The sequence below is a fragment of the Chitinophaga flava genome (genome assembly GCF_003308995.1).
Classification (GTDB): Bacteria; Bacteroidota; Bacteroidia; order Chitinophagales; family Chitinophagaceae; genus Chitinophaga; species Chitinophaga flava.
In genome coordinates, this window is record NZ_QFFJ01000001.1 from 3,578,741 (window position 1) to 3,594,070 (window position 15,330).

Annotated in this window: 14 protein-coding genes; 10 read left to right on the forward strand and 4 right to left on the reverse strand. The window is 45.1% G+C overall.

Annotated features, from left to right (window positions below):
- Positions 1–127 precede the first annotated feature (127 nt).
- The 3 genes from DF182_RS14445 (at position 128) to DF182_RS14455 (ending at position 4,074) form a co-directional block, all read left to right on the forward strand.
- Complete coding sequence (locus tag DF182_RS14445; RefSeq protein WP_161964145.1) at positions 128–1,483, forward strand: TolC family protein; 1,356 nt, start codon at positions 128–130, stop codon at positions 1,481–1,483.
- A gap of 24 nt (positions 1,484–1,507) precedes the next feature.
- The gene (locus tag DF182_RS14450; protein ID WP_113616293.1) at positions 1,508–2,875 is read left to right on the forward strand and encodes an efflux RND transporter periplasmic adaptor subunit; all 1,368 of its coding nucleotides are present in this window, start codon (positions 1,508–1,510) and stop codon (positions 2,873–2,875) included.
- Between the two features lie 170 nt (positions 2,876–3,045).
- A complete protein-coding gene (locus DF182_RS14455) occupies positions 3,046–4,074 on the forward strand; it encodes an NAD(P)H-dependent glycerol-3-phosphate dehydrogenase (protein ID WP_211327110.1) in 1,029 nt (342 codons plus the stop codon).
- Between the two features lie 13 nt (positions 4,075–4,087).
- On the opposite strand, the gene DF182_RS14460 is transcribed toward DF182_RS14455, so the two are convergent.
- Positions 4,088–4,366 carry a hypothetical protein gene (locus DF182_RS14460; RefSeq protein WP_113616295.1) on the reverse strand — a complete coding sequence of 93 codons (279 nt, stop codon included), beginning with the start codon at positions 4,364–4,366 and terminating at the stop codon, positions 4,088–4,090.
- 605 nt (positions 4,367–4,971) lie between these two features.
- Between DF182_RS14460 and DF182_RS14465 the strand changes: the two genes are divergently transcribed.
- The 3 genes from DF182_RS14465 to DF182_RS14475 all read left to right on the forward strand — a co-directional run bounded on the left by DF182_RS14465 (position 4,972) and on the right by DF182_RS14475 (position 9,115).
- Positions 4,972–7,248 carry a glycosyltransferase gene (locus DF182_RS14465; protein WP_113616296.1) on the forward strand — a complete coding sequence of 759 codons (2,277 nt, stop codon included), beginning with the start codon at positions 4,972–4,974 and terminating at the stop codon, positions 7,246–7,248.
- On the forward strand, positions 7,217–7,615 hold the full coding sequence (locus tag DF182_RS14470) for a response regulator transcription factor (RefSeq protein ID WP_245957444.1): 399 nt from the start codon (positions 7,217–7,219) through the stop codon (positions 7,613–7,615). The genes DF182_RS14465 and DF182_RS14470 overlap by 32 nt, the downstream gene beginning before the upstream one ends.
- Positions 7,616–7,681: 66 nt before the next feature.
- Positions 7,682–9,115, forward strand: coding sequence for a sigma-54-dependent transcriptional regulator (locus tag DF182_RS14475; protein WP_113616298.1), 1,434 nt, complete (start codon positions 7,682–7,684; stop codon positions 9,113–9,115).
- A gap of 119 nt (positions 9,116–9,234) precedes the next feature.
- Here the strand turns inward: DF182_RS14475 and DF182_RS14480 are convergent, their stop codons facing one another.
- Entirely contained in the window at positions 9,235–10,674 is a 1,440-nt protein-coding gene (locus tag DF182_RS14480; RefSeq protein ID WP_113616299.1) for a hybrid sensor histidine kinase/response regulator, read from the reverse strand.
- A gap of 79 nt (positions 10,675–10,753) precedes the next feature.
- Entirely contained in the window at positions 10,754–12,184 is a 1,431-nt protein-coding gene (locus DF182_RS14485; protein WP_113616300.1) for a sensor histidine kinase, read from the reverse strand.
- 306 nt (positions 12,185–12,490) lie between these two features.
- Between DF182_RS14485 and DF182_RS14490 the strand changes: the two genes are divergently transcribed.
- Positions 12,491–12,694, forward strand: a complete 204-nt coding sequence (locus DF182_RS14490) for a hypothetical protein (protein WP_113616301.1) — start codon at positions 12,491–12,493, stop codon at positions 12,692–12,694.
- A 32-nt stretch (positions 12,695–12,726) separates the two neighbouring features.
- On the forward strand, positions 12,727–13,293 hold the full coding sequence (locus DF182_RS14495; protein WP_113616302.1) for a YciE/YciF ferroxidase family protein: 567 nt from the start codon (positions 12,727–12,729) through the stop codon (positions 13,291–13,293).
- 160 nt (positions 13,294–13,453) lie between these two features.
- On the opposite strand, the gene DF182_RS14500 is transcribed toward DF182_RS14495, so the two are convergent.
- Complete coding sequence (locus DF182_RS14500; protein ID WP_113616303.1) at positions 13,454–13,801, reverse strand: hypothetical protein; 348 nt, start codon at positions 13,799–13,801, stop codon at positions 13,454–13,456.
- Between the two features lie 113 nt (positions 13,802–13,914).
- On the opposite strand from DF182_RS14500, the gene ku reads away from it, so the two are divergent.
- Together ku and DF182_RS32685 are read left to right on the forward strand one after the other, a co-directional pair.
- Positions 13,915–14,706 carry a non-homologous end joining protein Ku gene (gene ku, locus DF182_RS14505; RefSeq protein ID WP_113616304.1) on the forward strand — a complete coding sequence of 264 codons (792 nt, stop codon included), beginning with the start codon at positions 13,915–13,917 and terminating at the stop codon, positions 14,704–14,706.
- A complete protein-coding gene (locus DF182_RS32685; RefSeq protein WP_113616305.1) occupies positions 14,703–15,323 on the forward strand; it encodes a DNA polymerase ligase N-terminal domain-containing protein in 621 nt (206 codons plus the stop codon). Before ku ends, DF182_RS32685 begins: the two co-directional genes overlap by 4 nt.
- Positions 15,324–15,330: the final 7 nt, after the last annotated feature.

Consider the following 15,330-nt stretch of genomic DNA (forward strand, 5'->3'; position numbering starts at 1 on the left):
AATCTGTAAAAAAAAGAGTATGTTGTATCAGCAATTAGTGGGGTATGGTGCCATACCTACTAAAATTTTGCCTTCTATCAAGAACCGAAGGAAACTATCCTTACCTTTAGTATATTTTTGGCCTGTTATGAGACTATCCCAAATCGCAGGAATTTTCCTGTTTTACTGCTTGCTCGCTAACATAACCCCGGCTGTGGCGCAGGATACGTGGAGTTTGCAACGTTGTGTGGATTATGCTATGAAAAACAGTATCTCCGTAAAACAACAGGAGGTACAAAAACGGCTGTCTGAACTTACTTATCAGCAGAGCCGTCTGAGTATAATCCCCAATTTCTCGGCAAATGTGAATGCGGGATACTCTGATGGTAGGATCGCCAGTATCCAGGACAACGCCTACATTAACCAGTCTATCTTCAATGCCAGTGGACAATTCAATATGTCTGGAGATATCTTCAACTGGTTTTCCAAAAGAAACACCATTGAGGCAAACAGACTGGATGCTGAGTCCAACAGTTTCCTGTTACAGAAAGCACGTAATGACCTTGCTTTTAACGTAGCGACCTCTTTCCTGCAGATTCTCCTGAAAAATGAACAGCTGAAGGTAAATGAGGTACAGGTAAAACAAACCATGTCTAATCTGGAGAATACCAGAAAACTGGTAATCGCAGGCTCAGTACCGGAAAGCAACCAGGCCGACCTGGAAGCACAGCTGGCACAGGATAGTACCAATCTGGTAACTGCCAGGAATGACGTAATTTTATCTATATTGCAAATAAAGGCATATCTCAACCTCAGTTTTGATATTCCTTTCGCTCCGGAAATTCCGGCCAATATATCATCCCTGCCTATCACCCCCTTGTCTGAAATGGACCCGGAAATGGTGTATAGCGCGGCGCTGGCATCTTATCCACTGGCGAAGTCAGATGGATTAAGGATTAAAAGCGCAATGAGTGCCTACAGGTCTGCTAAGGGGCAGTTATACCCGGCACTCACAATCGGAGGAGGATTAAGTACCAGTTATGCCAACAACTACTATGATCCGATGACTAAAAAACTGATCTCCTTCGGCCAGCAAATAGACAATACATTCAACAAAAATATCGGACTGGGGCTGCGTATCCCGATTTTCAACGGTTATCAGCAACGTACCAATGTGACAAAAGCAAAACTGAATGTGTACAACCTGGAACTGACCAGAGATCAGGACAACCTGAAACTAAGGCAGGATATCTATACCGCCCATGCAAATGCAGTAGCTGCATTACAGAAATACAATGCATCTGCTACCGGTGTAATGGCCGCTCAGAAAGCGTATGATTTCGCTACCAAACGTTTTAACCTGGGATTAATGAACACCATTGATTATATAACAACCCAAACCAAATTGTACAAAGCCCAGATTGATAAAGTCTCGGCGCAATACGATTACATTTTTAAAATGAAATTGCTGGAGTTCTATCGGGACCAGAAAATTTCCCTGTAGAATAGCCGGGTAATAAACTGCTTTATGAAGAAGAAGACACTTTATTGGCTCGCAGGCATTTTATGTTCACTCGTTATTATGCTCATGGTGCTGAAAGCATCAGGAGTAATCGGTAAGGAAGAAGCACTGAATGTTGCTGTTGACAAAGCTGGCAAAAAAAACATCATTGAGGTGGTTACCGCCAGTGGTAAAATTTATCCTGAGATAGAAGTAAAAGTTAGCTCAGACGTTTCCGGTGAAATCACCGAATTAACCGTACAGGAAGGAGACTCCGTAAAAAGAGGGCAGGTAGTAGCCCGTATCTACGGCGACATCTACGGCTCCATGGTAGATAAAGCCATGGCATCTGTAAGTCAGTCGGAGGCACAGCTGGCCAACACCTCTGCTTCGCTGAACTCCTTTAAGGCAAAGCTTGACCAGAATAAAGCAGCCTATCAGCGTAACAAGGAACTGCTCAACCAGAAAGTGATCTCCCGGTCTGAATTCGAAACCAGCGAAGCTACCTTCCTGGCGGCTCAGGCAGATTACAACGCTGCCCTTCAGCAGATCAACAGCAGTAAATATGGCGTTCAAAGCGCCCAGGCTAACCTTAACGAGGCCAACAAAAACCTCGGCCGTACTACCATCGTAGCACCGATGAACGGTATCGTTTCCCTGCTGAATGTTAAAAAAGGAGAACGCGTAGTAGGTACCGCCCAGATGACTGGTACCGAAATGCTGCGTATCGCCGACCTCAACAGAATGGAAGTACAGGTGGATGTCGGAGAAAACGATATCCCTAAAGTAAAATATGGCGATACCGCCCTGATCGAAGTAGATGCCTACAACGGTCGTCGCTTTAAAGGTGTCGTTACACAGATCGCCAGCTCCAGCAAAGGTGCAGCTACTGCTACCGCAGTCTCTGCCTCCTCCGCTGAACAGGTGACCAGCTATATCGTTCACATACGTATCCTGCCGGAAACATACATAGACCTTCTGATGGCAAAAAATCACAAGGCATTTCCTTTCCGCCCGGGAATGAGCGCCAGCGTGGATATCCAGACAAGACATGAAAACAATGTGCTGTCTATCCCCATCAATGCAGTAACTACCCGCGATCTGGATTCTGCTAAAACAGCAGACAAAAAACAACATGACCGCGATCACGATAATTCCTCCAACACCAAATCCGATATGAGCGAAGTGGTGTTTGTATTGCAGAAAGATAATTCCGTGAAAATGGTAACCGTGAAAACAGGGGTACAGGATGATACCAACATCCAGATACTTTCCGGACTGCAGGAAGGTGATCAGGTGATCAGCGCCCCCTACAGTGCCGTGTCCCGCACCCTGAATAATGGTAAAAAGGTGCAGGTAGTGCCTAAGAGCAAGCTTTTCGAAGGGAACAAGTAGATTGATCTGATGCTCCTGATATAGGAAGATATTTAAGCGAAGAAGCCCATGGATGCATATATCCATGGGCTTCTTCGTTTTAGCAACGGCTGGCCTTCGCATATAGGGAGCATCAGAAACATCAGATAAATCAGCGGTTAGTGTTATCTTGCGTAAAATTTGCATTGATTGTGAGCAAGGAGAATAGCATTGGTATCATTGGTAGTGGCAGTTGGGCCACCGCGCTGGCGAAAATATTGACGGATAATGGACAGCATATTCACTGGTGGATTAGAAACGAAGACACGATCCGTCATATGCAGCAGCGCCATCATAATAAGCACTACCTCACTTCTGTATATTTTGATACGAGCCTGTTATCGTTGAGTAACGATATCCGGGCGGTGGTAGCAGCTTGTGATGTGGTGGTACTGGCAGTTCCTTCTGCTTTTCTGGTGGATGTGCTGGATCAGCTGCCCGCAGAGGCGCTGGAAGGCAAACAGATCGTTTCTGCCATCAAAGGTCTGGTGCCGGGCAACAATCTCCTGATCAATGAATACCTGGAGCAACGTTTTCAGTTGCCTGCTACACAGTATTTCACAATAACCGGTCCCTGTCATGCGGAAGAGGTAGCGAATGAAAAACTGTCCTATCTTACTTTTTCCGGAATACATCAGGCGTCGGCACAGGCTATCGCCGACAGATTTACCGGCAGCTACCTGCAAACAATTGTCAATACAGACATGATAGGGGTACAGCTGGCTGCTGTGATGAAGAATATTTATGCCCTGGGTGCAGGTATTGCACATGGGCTGGAATACGGTGATAATTTCCTGAGTGTTTATATCACCAACTGTTTCCGGGAGATGCAGACATTCCTGGAGCAATATGAGGCACAGAAAGCTGCACAGCGCGGTGCCGGCCCTATGATACATAACTACAGTGCCAGTGCTTACCTCGGGGATCTGCTGGTGACCTGTTATTCACTCCACAGCCGGAACCGTACTTTCGGGAATATGATCGGAAAAGGCTATTCCGTGAAGGCAGCACAGCTGGAGCTCAATATGATTGCAGAGGGTTATTATGCCAGCAAATGCATGTACGAGATGAATAAAAACATAGGGGCCTATATGCCTGTTGCGCAGGCTGTATACGCAGTATTATGGCAGCAGGTACATCCTTCCGAGGCTTTCCTGTCACTGGAAAAAGGCTTTATCTAATGGGGAATGACGACTAGTAGTCGTCATAATCCTCATAATTATCTTCACCCACTTTTACAATGGCTTTCACCTTGGGGAAATACTGCTTGATCAGGGCGGCTATTTTCTCTGTAAGGTAGTTATTAAGAACAGGTCCTTCGTAGTATTCCACTTCATTGGTTTCATCAGAAATGATGTATTCTGTAACAGTCTGATCTACAATGGCCAGGAACCTTCTTTCCTTGGCTACTTTACGAATGTTGATTTTGGTGGGGACACCATCCACGTTGAGGGTACATGCAATATGTCGCATAAGCGCGGTAAGGTTTTTTTTATAATGAACAGATAGATTTAGCTGCGATTACTGTTACAATTCAGGAGTTGTTAATTATTGGTTAAATGGGATCGACATGGTTATGAATTTAAAAATAAGCAAGTTTGGACAATTAACAAAATTGTATACATTTTAATGTTTTTTATCAATATAAAAAATGATAGTTTGAAACCCCGATAATTCCACTTGCACAGCCTGTATCGTTCCCGAAAACCCTCATTCTTCCGATGAGTTTTCTGTCATTTTCATTGATAATGAAACATTTTTAGAAAAGCAGAGCAACTGAATGCTTTTCATTAAAAATCCTGCTTCAGGATAAGATTTACATTTGCATAACTTATTACAATTGTAATCATAAATGATTATTCAAAGTGTTAATGAAATCTTAACGCCCTCAGAAATTTTAAAAAAAAGTTCCACAGCGGGAAAAAAGGGGATAGTTATATGGGGAGGATTTTCTACACTTTCTGTTTGCTGAATTCGGTAAAATGCAGCACACTCGCATTGGATTGATATTTGACCAGCTTTCCATCCCGGACCACCGATTGGAATGGGATGACTTGAAGCCTTAAAATATTTAACCGATGACTAAGACCTTGCTTTTTGTATCATCATTTCCGCCACGGGAATGCGGTATTGCTACTTTTGCACAGGACCTGGTAAACGCGCTGGACAAAAGCTTCGCAGGGAAACTGAATATCGAAGTATGTGCGCTGGAAGCCTCGGGAAAACCATGGTTAAACAAGCAGGCCCCTGTTACGTATAGTGTAAACCCTTTTGATATCGACAGCTGTATCGCATTTGCCCAGCAGATCAACGAAAACAGCAAAATAGACCTTCTCTGTTTTGAACACGAATTTGGCCTCTACGGCGGAGAATACGGCCATAATCTGCTGGCCATGCTATCCTTGCTGGATAAACCATTTATTGTCCGTTTTCATACAGTATTGCCCGCCCCTGATCAGAAATGCCGCAAGGTAGTCAACCTGATCAGTGCCCTGGCTGCTAAAGTGACCGTGATGACACATGCCTCAGTCAATCTGCTGCGGGAAGTATACCAGGTGCCGGACAGCAAAATCGTTTACATCCCCCACGGTACGCATGCCCGTATTACCGAGGATGTAGATGCACTCAAAAAACAATATCATCTTGAGAATAAACTGGTGCTGAGCACCTTTGGACTCCTGAGCGCCAATAAAGGCCTGGAAACAGGTATCCGCGCCATGAAGGAGATTATTAAGGATTTTCCTGATGCCATCTACCTGATTTTGGGTAAAACCCACCCTGTAATAGTAGCCAGGGAAGGAGAAAAGTACCGTGAACACCTGGAAGCACTGGTAAAGGAATACCAGCTGGAAAACAATGTGAGGTTCGTTAACACCTACCTGTCCCTCAACACCTTGTTGGACTACTTATCATTAACGGATATTTACCTATTCACCTCCAAAGACCCTCATCAGGCTGTAAGCGGTACTTTTGTATATGCCATGAGCGCGGGCTGTGCGGTTATTTCCACCGCTTTTGTACAAGCCCGGGAAATGCTCGATGAAAGTTGTGGCTGCCTCATCGATTTTAATAATCCGGAACAGCTGGCCAGCGCAGCCATCAATCTGTTGGGCAACGCTGATCTGCGCCGGAAGATGAGCATGAATGCCATCGAAAAAACACGGAACTCTATCTGGGATAATGTAGCCATCGCTCACATGTCTATATTCAATGAAGTGCTGTCAGATAATAAGGTAATGATGCCTAACTTACCATCGCCATACCTTGATCATATAGATCGCATGACAGATGAATTTGGTATGCTGCAGTTTGCCCGGCATGATGTGCCCGATCCGGCCTATGGATATACACTTGACGACAATGCCAGAGCACTGATCGCTATGTGCATGTATATCACTGAAATTAAATCCAGCAGCTTCACGATCACGCTGCTGCGCAAATACATCGACTTTATCGGCTACTGCCAGAAAGCATCCGGCAAGTTCCTGAATTACGTAGATAAAGACGGAGGCTTTACCACACAAAATGATGATGTCAATCTGGAAGATGCCAATGGTCGCGCTATATGGGCATTGGGATTTACACTGGCTAATCACCGAACGCTACCTTTTGATGTGGTACAGGATGTGATATCGTTATTCAGGCCTGGCCTTCGTTGGGTAGACAGCCTCACCTCGCCCAGGGCTATGGCCTTTGCCATGAAAGGACTGTATTATTCCTTGCAATATCGCGCCTCAGAACAGGCTGTGACATTGCTCGATACGCTCGCTGCCAGACTTCAGGGATACTATGTGCTGGAAGCCGATGAAGAATGGAAATGGTTTGAAGCAAGTCTTACCTACGGTAATGCCGTACTCCCAGAAGCCATGATGATGGCCTTCGAGGTAACAGGTAATCACAATTACCGCAAAACAGCAGAAGAAAGCCTGACTTTCCTTTGCAGCAAAACTTTCACTGACAGTTACATGAAAGTCATCAGTAATAAGACATGGTACCATAAAAATACACCTCCCAATAATGAACCCGGTGGAGAACAGTCAATCGAAGTAGCTTATACTATGCTGGCAATGGATACATTCTATAATATCACAAAAAATCAATTGTACCTTGAAAAAATGCGCGTCGCTTTCAGCTGGTACTTGGGAAATAATCATCTCAAACAGCTGATTTATAATCCACTGACTTATGGCTGCTACGATGGTCTGGAACGTTACAATGTAAACCAGAACCAGGGAGCAGAGTCTACAGTGTGTTATCTGATCGCACGTCTTTTGATGGAACAATGGAACAAACATAAATATGTTACAACCAAAAAAGACAACCTTGAACCTGTCCGGATTGGGTTCAACGGATGATATAAGGAAAGGTCCTTGTATTCTGATCATAGATGATGAACCGGATATCTGCCGACTGTTGCAGCTGACACTTGTACGACATGGATATAATGTTAAATATGTCCATGCATTGAAGGAAGGTCTGTCGTTTCTGCAACAGCAGCAGCCAGACTTGCTGTTTCTTGATATCCACCTCCCGGATGGATCGGGGCTGGAAGCATTGCCTGCGATCAGGAAAAAGTGCCCAACTTTACCGGTCATTACCATTAGTGCCTACGATAACGGCATGGAGAAACAAAAGGCTTTGAGCGCAGGAGCAACTTTCTTTCTCGCAAAACCTTTTAGTGTAAAACATGTTGATGAATTAATCGGAAGTATCAGGCACTAGCACGAAAGAGCCGGGATTTATTAGTAATTTTATTTAGCTGTTGACAATACCACATATTAGAGAAGTATGAAAAATATTCTGATCATAGATGATGAAATTAATATCTGTACGCTCCTGAGTAAATTCCTGAGCAAACACGGATTTAATGTGGACACCACCATGACGGGCGCCGCTGCCCTGAAAATGATGAAGGAAAAAACATTCGACCTGGTGCTTTGTGACTACAGGCTGAAAGATACAGACGGTGCGCAGTTGTTGCTGGATATACAACAGATAAATCCGCAAACCATTGTCATCATCATCACAGGTTATACCGATGTTCGTGTAGCCGTGGAAATGGTGAAAAATGGTGCCTATGATTATTTGTCCAAACCACTGTATCCCGATGAAATCCTCAACCTCGTACATAAAGCATTCGCTCATAAGGAATCCGAACAGGAACGTATGGCCGTACAGCCGGTAGATACCGGCAGCGCGCCGGAAGCCCGGGAAACATTGTTGTCCCGCAACCAGAGCGAAAAAAATGAAAAGTATGTGTACGGAGAAAGTGATGGCGCCCGTGAACTTATTCGCCAGATTAAACTGGTAGCACCTACGGACTATAGTGTGATCATCTTCGGCGAAACAGGTACCGGTAAAGAATCTGTTGCACATCTGATCCATCATCACAGCAAACGCTCTGCACAACCTTTTGTAGCACTGGATTGTGGCAGCCTTTCAAAAGAACTGGCAGCCAGCGAATTGTTTGGCCATGAAAAAGGTTCATTTACCGGCGCTATCAATACTAAAATCGGTGCTTTCGAACAGGCACAAGGAGGTACGCTCTTCCTGGATGAAATATCCAATCTCTCTTATGATATACAGGTAGCGATGCTGCGTGTATTGCAGGAGAAAGTAATCCGGAGAGTGGGAAGCCTCAAAGAGATACCGGTGGACGTACGTATTATCGTAGCTTCCAATGAAAAGCTCTCTGAGTCAGTGCAGCGGGGCAAGTTCAGGGAAGACCTCTTCCATCGTTTTAATGAATTTACTATCTATATTCCACCCTTGCGCGAACGTCGCGAAGACCTGCCGCTCTTTGTAGCAGCCTTTGTAGAACAGGTGGAAAAAGAACTGGAAAAAACCTGCGGTAAAATATCTCCGGAAGTATGGAAGTGTTTCCATCAATACAACTGGCCAGGCAATATCCGTGAACTAAAAAATATTATTCGTCGCGCCTGTCTGCTCACTCCGGAAATGCAGGAGATATCCATGTCGGCACTGCCACTGGAAATGAAAGAAGCCTTTGCACAGCCGGTTGAAGAAATGCCGCTAAGCGGAGAACTGGCTATTATGGCCAATGACAACGATTTGAAAACGGTGGCATTACAGGCTGAATACAACAAAATCATCAATGTACTCAAAGAAGTAAAATACAATAAAACAAAAGCAGCACAGCTGCTCAATATTGACCGCAAAACGCTTTACAATAAACTACGTTTGCTGAATATCAACTATTAAAAGTATTGGTTTATAGAGAGAAGGGGAGCAAGGTACCGAAAGTGCTTTGCTCCTTTTTTTCTTTGGAAGAAACAAAAAAGCGAGTCGCACGCTGTGGAAGAGGCTATTGAAGGGGCGTTCTAAACTGCAGGCAGTGTGATGGTGAAGGTAGTACCCTTGCCTTGCTCACTGTCTACATGTATGGTTCCTTTATGATTTAAAAGAATGTTTTGGGTGCTGGTAAGGCCAAGGCCTGTTCCTTTGGATTTGCTGGTATAAAAGGGGTCGAACAGTCGTGATATTTTATCTCCGGGGATACCGATGCCATTGTCTGAAATCTGCACCTGGGCTTTGTCCTGATTACGCCGGGTGGTAACGGTTAGAATGCCTTTGCCAGGCGCCATCGCTTCAATGGCGTTAATAATAATATTCAGAAATGCGATCACTACTTTTTCATCATCTGCATTCACGCGGATATCCGGAGCGGCCAGCTGTTTGTTGAGTCGCATTTCATGCAGCTGCATTCTGTCCTGGGCCAGCCTGAGTGCATTATCGATCAGCTGATTGATGCCATGTTCTGCGGTGTGTAGTTCTATCATGCGGGTACTGTCCAGCAGTTCAGTGATCAGCTGGTTGATGCGGGTGCAGTTACGTTCGATGATATCGGTGTAGAGCGAAGACTCATTACTGGCGGCCACTTCATCTTCATCTTTGAACTGGCTCACTGCCAGGAGGATGTTGGTCAGCGGATTGCGGACCTCATGTGCAATTACCCGGGCGATACGACCGGTGATGACAAATTTTTCCTGGTGTTGTTTTTCCTGTTCTTCTCTTTTTTTCTCTGTGATATCCTGTATTACACAAAGGAAAATCTGTTCTGCTTCATCCAGCATCACGGCATTGATAAGCACCATCATTTTTTTGCCGTTCCGTGTTTTAAACTCGTATTCCTGTGTGACAGCAATGCCGTCGTTGCAGATATTTTCGATGAATTGTTCGCTTTGTTCGCGGGCGACAAAAAGGTCCCGCAGATGTAGTTTCAGTATTTCCGCTTTGGTATACTGCATGGTTTTCAGCGCCGCAGGATTGGCATCAATGATGTTTTTATCACAGTCTGCCAGAATGATAAGATCATGTGCTTTTTCGAAGATGCCATAGTATTTTTTTTCACTTTCTTCGATGGTCCGGAGATGTTTGTATTCATCGAGTGCGTAGCGGATAGAGCGTTCCAGCAGGTCGGCGGTGATTTCTCCCTTTACGAGGTAGTCGTAGGCTCCGGCCCTCATGGCTTCCTGGTCTATCGCATAATCGCCTTTGCCGGTGAGCATGATCACGGGCATGCGGTATTGCATTTCCTGGAAAAGATGCAGGATGTCTAAACCGGTGTGTGGGCCGAGCCGGTAGTCTACCAGGAAGATATCGTGGGTTCTGCGTTCAATGGCTTCCACTCCTTTCTGATAGGTAGGGGCCCATTCCAGCGTGTATTGTCCGGGTGAGATATCGCGCAGTAATTCCGTTACCAGGAAAAAATCATCTTCATCATCATCAATCATGAGTATTTGTATCGGACGGTCGCTCATCAGGGTAAATTAAAATTCGGGCAATTGCTGTCAGGTGTTTTACACAGCAAGAAAAGTGCTAATCTTTGTCAGGACTGTATCAGTTCTCATTTTTGTTGGTTTGTGCAAGGGGGAGCACAATGATGAAGGTTGCACCTTTGTTGGGCATGCCTTCGGCGAAGATGAAACCGTTGTGGCTGTCAACAATTTTTTTGCAGATGGCCAGTCCGATCCCGGTGCCGGAATATTCGCTAATGCCATGCAGACGCTGGAAGATGAGGAAAATGCGTTCGGCGAAGGCGGGATCAAAACCGATACCGTTATCTTCAATGCTGATGCGGCAGAAGGGTGTATCCCAGCGGTTTTCTTTTACAAAACCGAGTTCCCTGCCGGATAGTACCTGTTGACGGATATGGATCTCCAGCGGTCTGTTGGGGCTGGCGAATTTGATGGCATTGGCAAGGATGTTCTGGAACAGCTGATGGAAGGAGGTGGCGCTGCCTTCGATTACCGGGAGGGTTTCGGTGGTAACGGTTACATTCTTTTCTTCCAGGGTCACTTCCAGATCTGCCAGTACTTCCTGCAGCAGCACGTTCATATCTATGGTGGTGATGCTTTCCGGCGTTATGCGGCCTGCGCGGGAAAAAACCAACAGATCGTTGATCAGTACCCGCATACGGGATACGGCAGATACCATGCGGTCTATCAGCTGGGTGGCATCGGGGGGCAGCTGATCTTTATATTTCATCTGCAACCGGTCGCTGAAAGTAGAAATTTTGCGCAACGGCTCCTGAAGATCGTGGGAGGCCACATAAGCAAACTGTTCCAGCTCCTGGTTGGTTTTGTTAAGCAGGGAAATATTTTGTTGAAGGTCTCGCTGGTAGGATTTCATTTTGCTCTCTATATGCAGTTGCAGCCTGAATTCACGTGTGAGAGTCACGTAGGAGTAGATCCCTATCAGGATCGCTACAATCGACGAAATAAAGATCACTGGCACCCAAAGAACAGAGAAAAAATGAAAGAGCCTGGCCTTCTCATGTACCTGGCTTTCCTCAATGCGAATCATGTCCTGTACCTTACGGTCCAGCTTGTCCATGGATTTTTCGCCTTCCTTGACTGAACTTTCCTGCCTCGCAACGGTAACAGCATGACTACCAGACATCAGTTGCCGGTATTTGATCGCAAGTAGATCGCGCAGCGTGTCGAGATGTCGTTGTTGCTGGGGGCTTTCTGCGGTTATTTGCCGGAGCAACAGATATTCCCGCTCAATCCGCTTGCTCCTTTCTTTCATACTGGGATCGAGGAAGGAACTGTCTTTAGTTAGATTATAGCCCCTGATAGCCGCTTCAGCTTCCTTCAGCTGACGGGTGATCACTTCCAGTCTTTTGGAAACTTCGATCGCATGATTGAGCCTGCCAGCATTCTCCAGCAGGTTTTTAGCTACCAGATAAGAAAATATGGACGCAGCTATTATAACTGTGAAGGCGATGAAGAATCCGATGCGTATTTTTTTATGTACTGGAAAGTGCATTGATTTCTACTATAAATGGTTACAGTGCAATCAAGATACTATTTTATGTTTTAAAAAAAGATGACAAAACAGCGTAATCCGGCAAGTCCTTTCTGAGCAACTATTTCCACAGTATGCTTTTTATTTCTACGGTTCATGCAACTATGACGGGAAACTTTGCTGTTAATGCCGGCTGAAAAGGTTGTTGATCAATGAAAGGGAATACTGACAGGGGTTTGATGAACAGGTGCTGTAATATTGGTGGTTGGTATACCCGCATTGGAATGAACTTTGATTTTTCAGTAATTGAACTCATAAAGTATAACTATGAACCCGGAAAGAAAAAAGCAGCCAGACGAAGAGCCTACGCCGGACCGGGAAGAGCCCAGAAGGGAAGATCCTATGCCGGTGCAGCCTCCTCCGGAAAAGCCTCCGGATACAGTTCCGGAAGAGCTGCCTGAACGGGAAGTACCCCGGCAGCCAGCCTCACCAGAGGCCGAAAAGGCCTTTGATAGACATAAGCCGGAATAAGTAGCATACGTTGAACCTAAAATTTAATTTTTATGCCTACTTCAAAATCCGCACACGGTTCTGCCAGAAGGCCTGCTCACAGGTCCGATAGCCATGGACATATGAACAGCACCCGATTCTCAGAACTCTTTATGGAAGAACTAAAAGATATTTATTGGGCTGAAAAAAATCTGCTCAAGGCAATACCAAAAATGCAGAAAGCAACTACTTCCGATGAACTGACTCATGCTATGGATGAACACCTGGAAGAAACCAAACATCATGTCATGCGGCTCGAAGAAATTTTTGAAATAATGGGGAAAAAGCCCCAGACAAAAAAATGTGAAGCCATGGAAGGTCTGATGATGGAAGCACAGGTGTTTCTGGATGATACCGAAGCTGATTCCATGGTCAGGGATGCGGGCATTATCATTTCCATGCAGAAAATCGAACATTACGAAATTGCTACATACGGATGTCTGCGCACACTGGCCAATGTAATGGGACATGCTGATGTAGCAGAGCTCCTGGAGCAAACCCTGGAAGAAGAAAAACATACTGACAGCCTGCTTACAGAGATAGCTGAATCTACCGTTAATGAAGAAGCAGCTGCCGAATAAACCAAAACCATGCTTAATAAAACAGATCTGTATAGTTGTTGAACGAAAAAGCCCTTGTAATAATTTTACAAGGGCTTTTTTTAATTGTCCTACTGACACAAATCCCGCCATACAGCGGGCCTTGTGAAAATGAAAAAGTGTCCTTGATCTGCAGGATCAGTCAGCCAAACAGTATTTGCTCTTCCCGGTCTTCTACTTTTATCTGATGGATAAATTCGTCAAAACCGGATTCTTCATGTGTACTATATACGCCATATGCATCCAGTACAAAACCCTTATTGCCCTCTTTGTCTTCCATAACATAGAGAATGGATGAGTCAGACGGATCTGATTCACCTTCAAAACGGTAGGTTTTAATGATCAAAAGATCTTCCGGATGATAAACTTTCTGAGTATCCGCTGATTGCATGCTACCATTGTCACTCATCTTCAGCTCATGATCAAAGCCTTTTTCATGCAACCGTTGTAAGACACGTGTAAGGGTCGTCATTTCTCCTGGCTTTTCCATAAAAACAGGTTTTGGTTAGCAATGGAAAAAACCAAAAGTTATGCCGCGCTGTTTTACCAGTATAATGGTACCATTTGTGTTAATCATCAACGGATCATCAAAAACATTATACCATGCGTGCAATATGGTCAGGGTCAATCGGGTTTGGGTTGGTAAACATCCCCATAAAATTATATAGTGCTACACAGGACAGTCGCCTCGACCTGGATATGCTGGACAGCAACGGGCTGGCTCATATCCGATATAAAAGAGTCAATGAAAATACCGGTAAGGAAGTACCCTGGGAACAAATCGTTAAGGGCTATCTCTACAAAGACGAATACGTGGTACTGGATGATGAAGATTTCGAAGCTGCCAGTCCTAAAAAGAGCAAGATCATCGAAATAGAATCCTTTGTGGATGAAGCCTCCATTGACGATATCTATTTCGAAAATCCTTATTTTCTGGAACCTGCCAAAGGCGGTGAAAAAGCTTATGAGCTGCTATTGGAAGCGCTGCAGAAAACCGGTAAGGCAGGCCTGAGCCGCTTTGTATTGCGGAGTCAGGAACATCTCTCTGTGATCAGGCCCCGCGAAAATTATTTGTTGCTGCAGCAACTGCGCTATGAAGAGGAGATCCGCTCTTCGCAGGATCTGACATTGCCTTCGGAAGTTAAGATAGGTAAAAAGGAGCTGGATATGGCGATAGAACTCATCCAACAATATGCTGCCGAATTTGATATCAGCCGGTATAAAGATGAATACAAAGAGGAACTGATGAAAATCATCAAAGCCAAAGCCAGCGGCAAAAAGCCGGTGGTGAAGAAAATGAAGGTTGTGCATACCAAAAGCGATGATCTTTTTGACCAGCTGAAGGCCAGCCTGGGTAGTAAACCAGCTGCCACCGGTAAAAAACGCGCATCATGAGCCTGAGCAGGTATAAACAGAAAAGAAATTTTGAATCCACTACAGAACCAGTGGCAGGCAAACCTCAGCAGGGAACACATGCGTTTGTAGTGCAACGGCATCATGCTACCCGGCTGCATTATGATTTCCGGCTGGAAGTAGCAGGGGTACTTAAAAGCTGGGCCGTACCCAAGGGGCCGTCTATGAACCCTGCAGATAAACGGCTGGCTATGCAGGTAGAAGACCATCCCTATGATTACAAAGACTTTCAGGGGACCATCCCCAAAGGCAACTACGGCGCTGGTACCGTCTATATATGGGATAAAGGCACCTTTGAACTCATGCGTGGCAGCGGAAAAAATTTTGATGCTGATGCACAAAAAGAAATCGAAGCCGGCGATCTGAAAATTGTGCTGAAAGGAAAAAAGCTGAAAGGTGAGTTTGCCCTCGTAAGAATGAAAGCAGCTAACGACAATGCCTGGCTGATGATCAAACATCGTGATAAATATGCAGTAGATCAATATAACAGTGAAGACTATACGCCGGAAAGCGTAAAAACAAAAGGCATCCGCGAAAAGGAAGCTTCCCGTAAAAAAAAAGCCCCATACCTACTCCTGAACCAGAACCTGAGCCAGTAAAAAAACA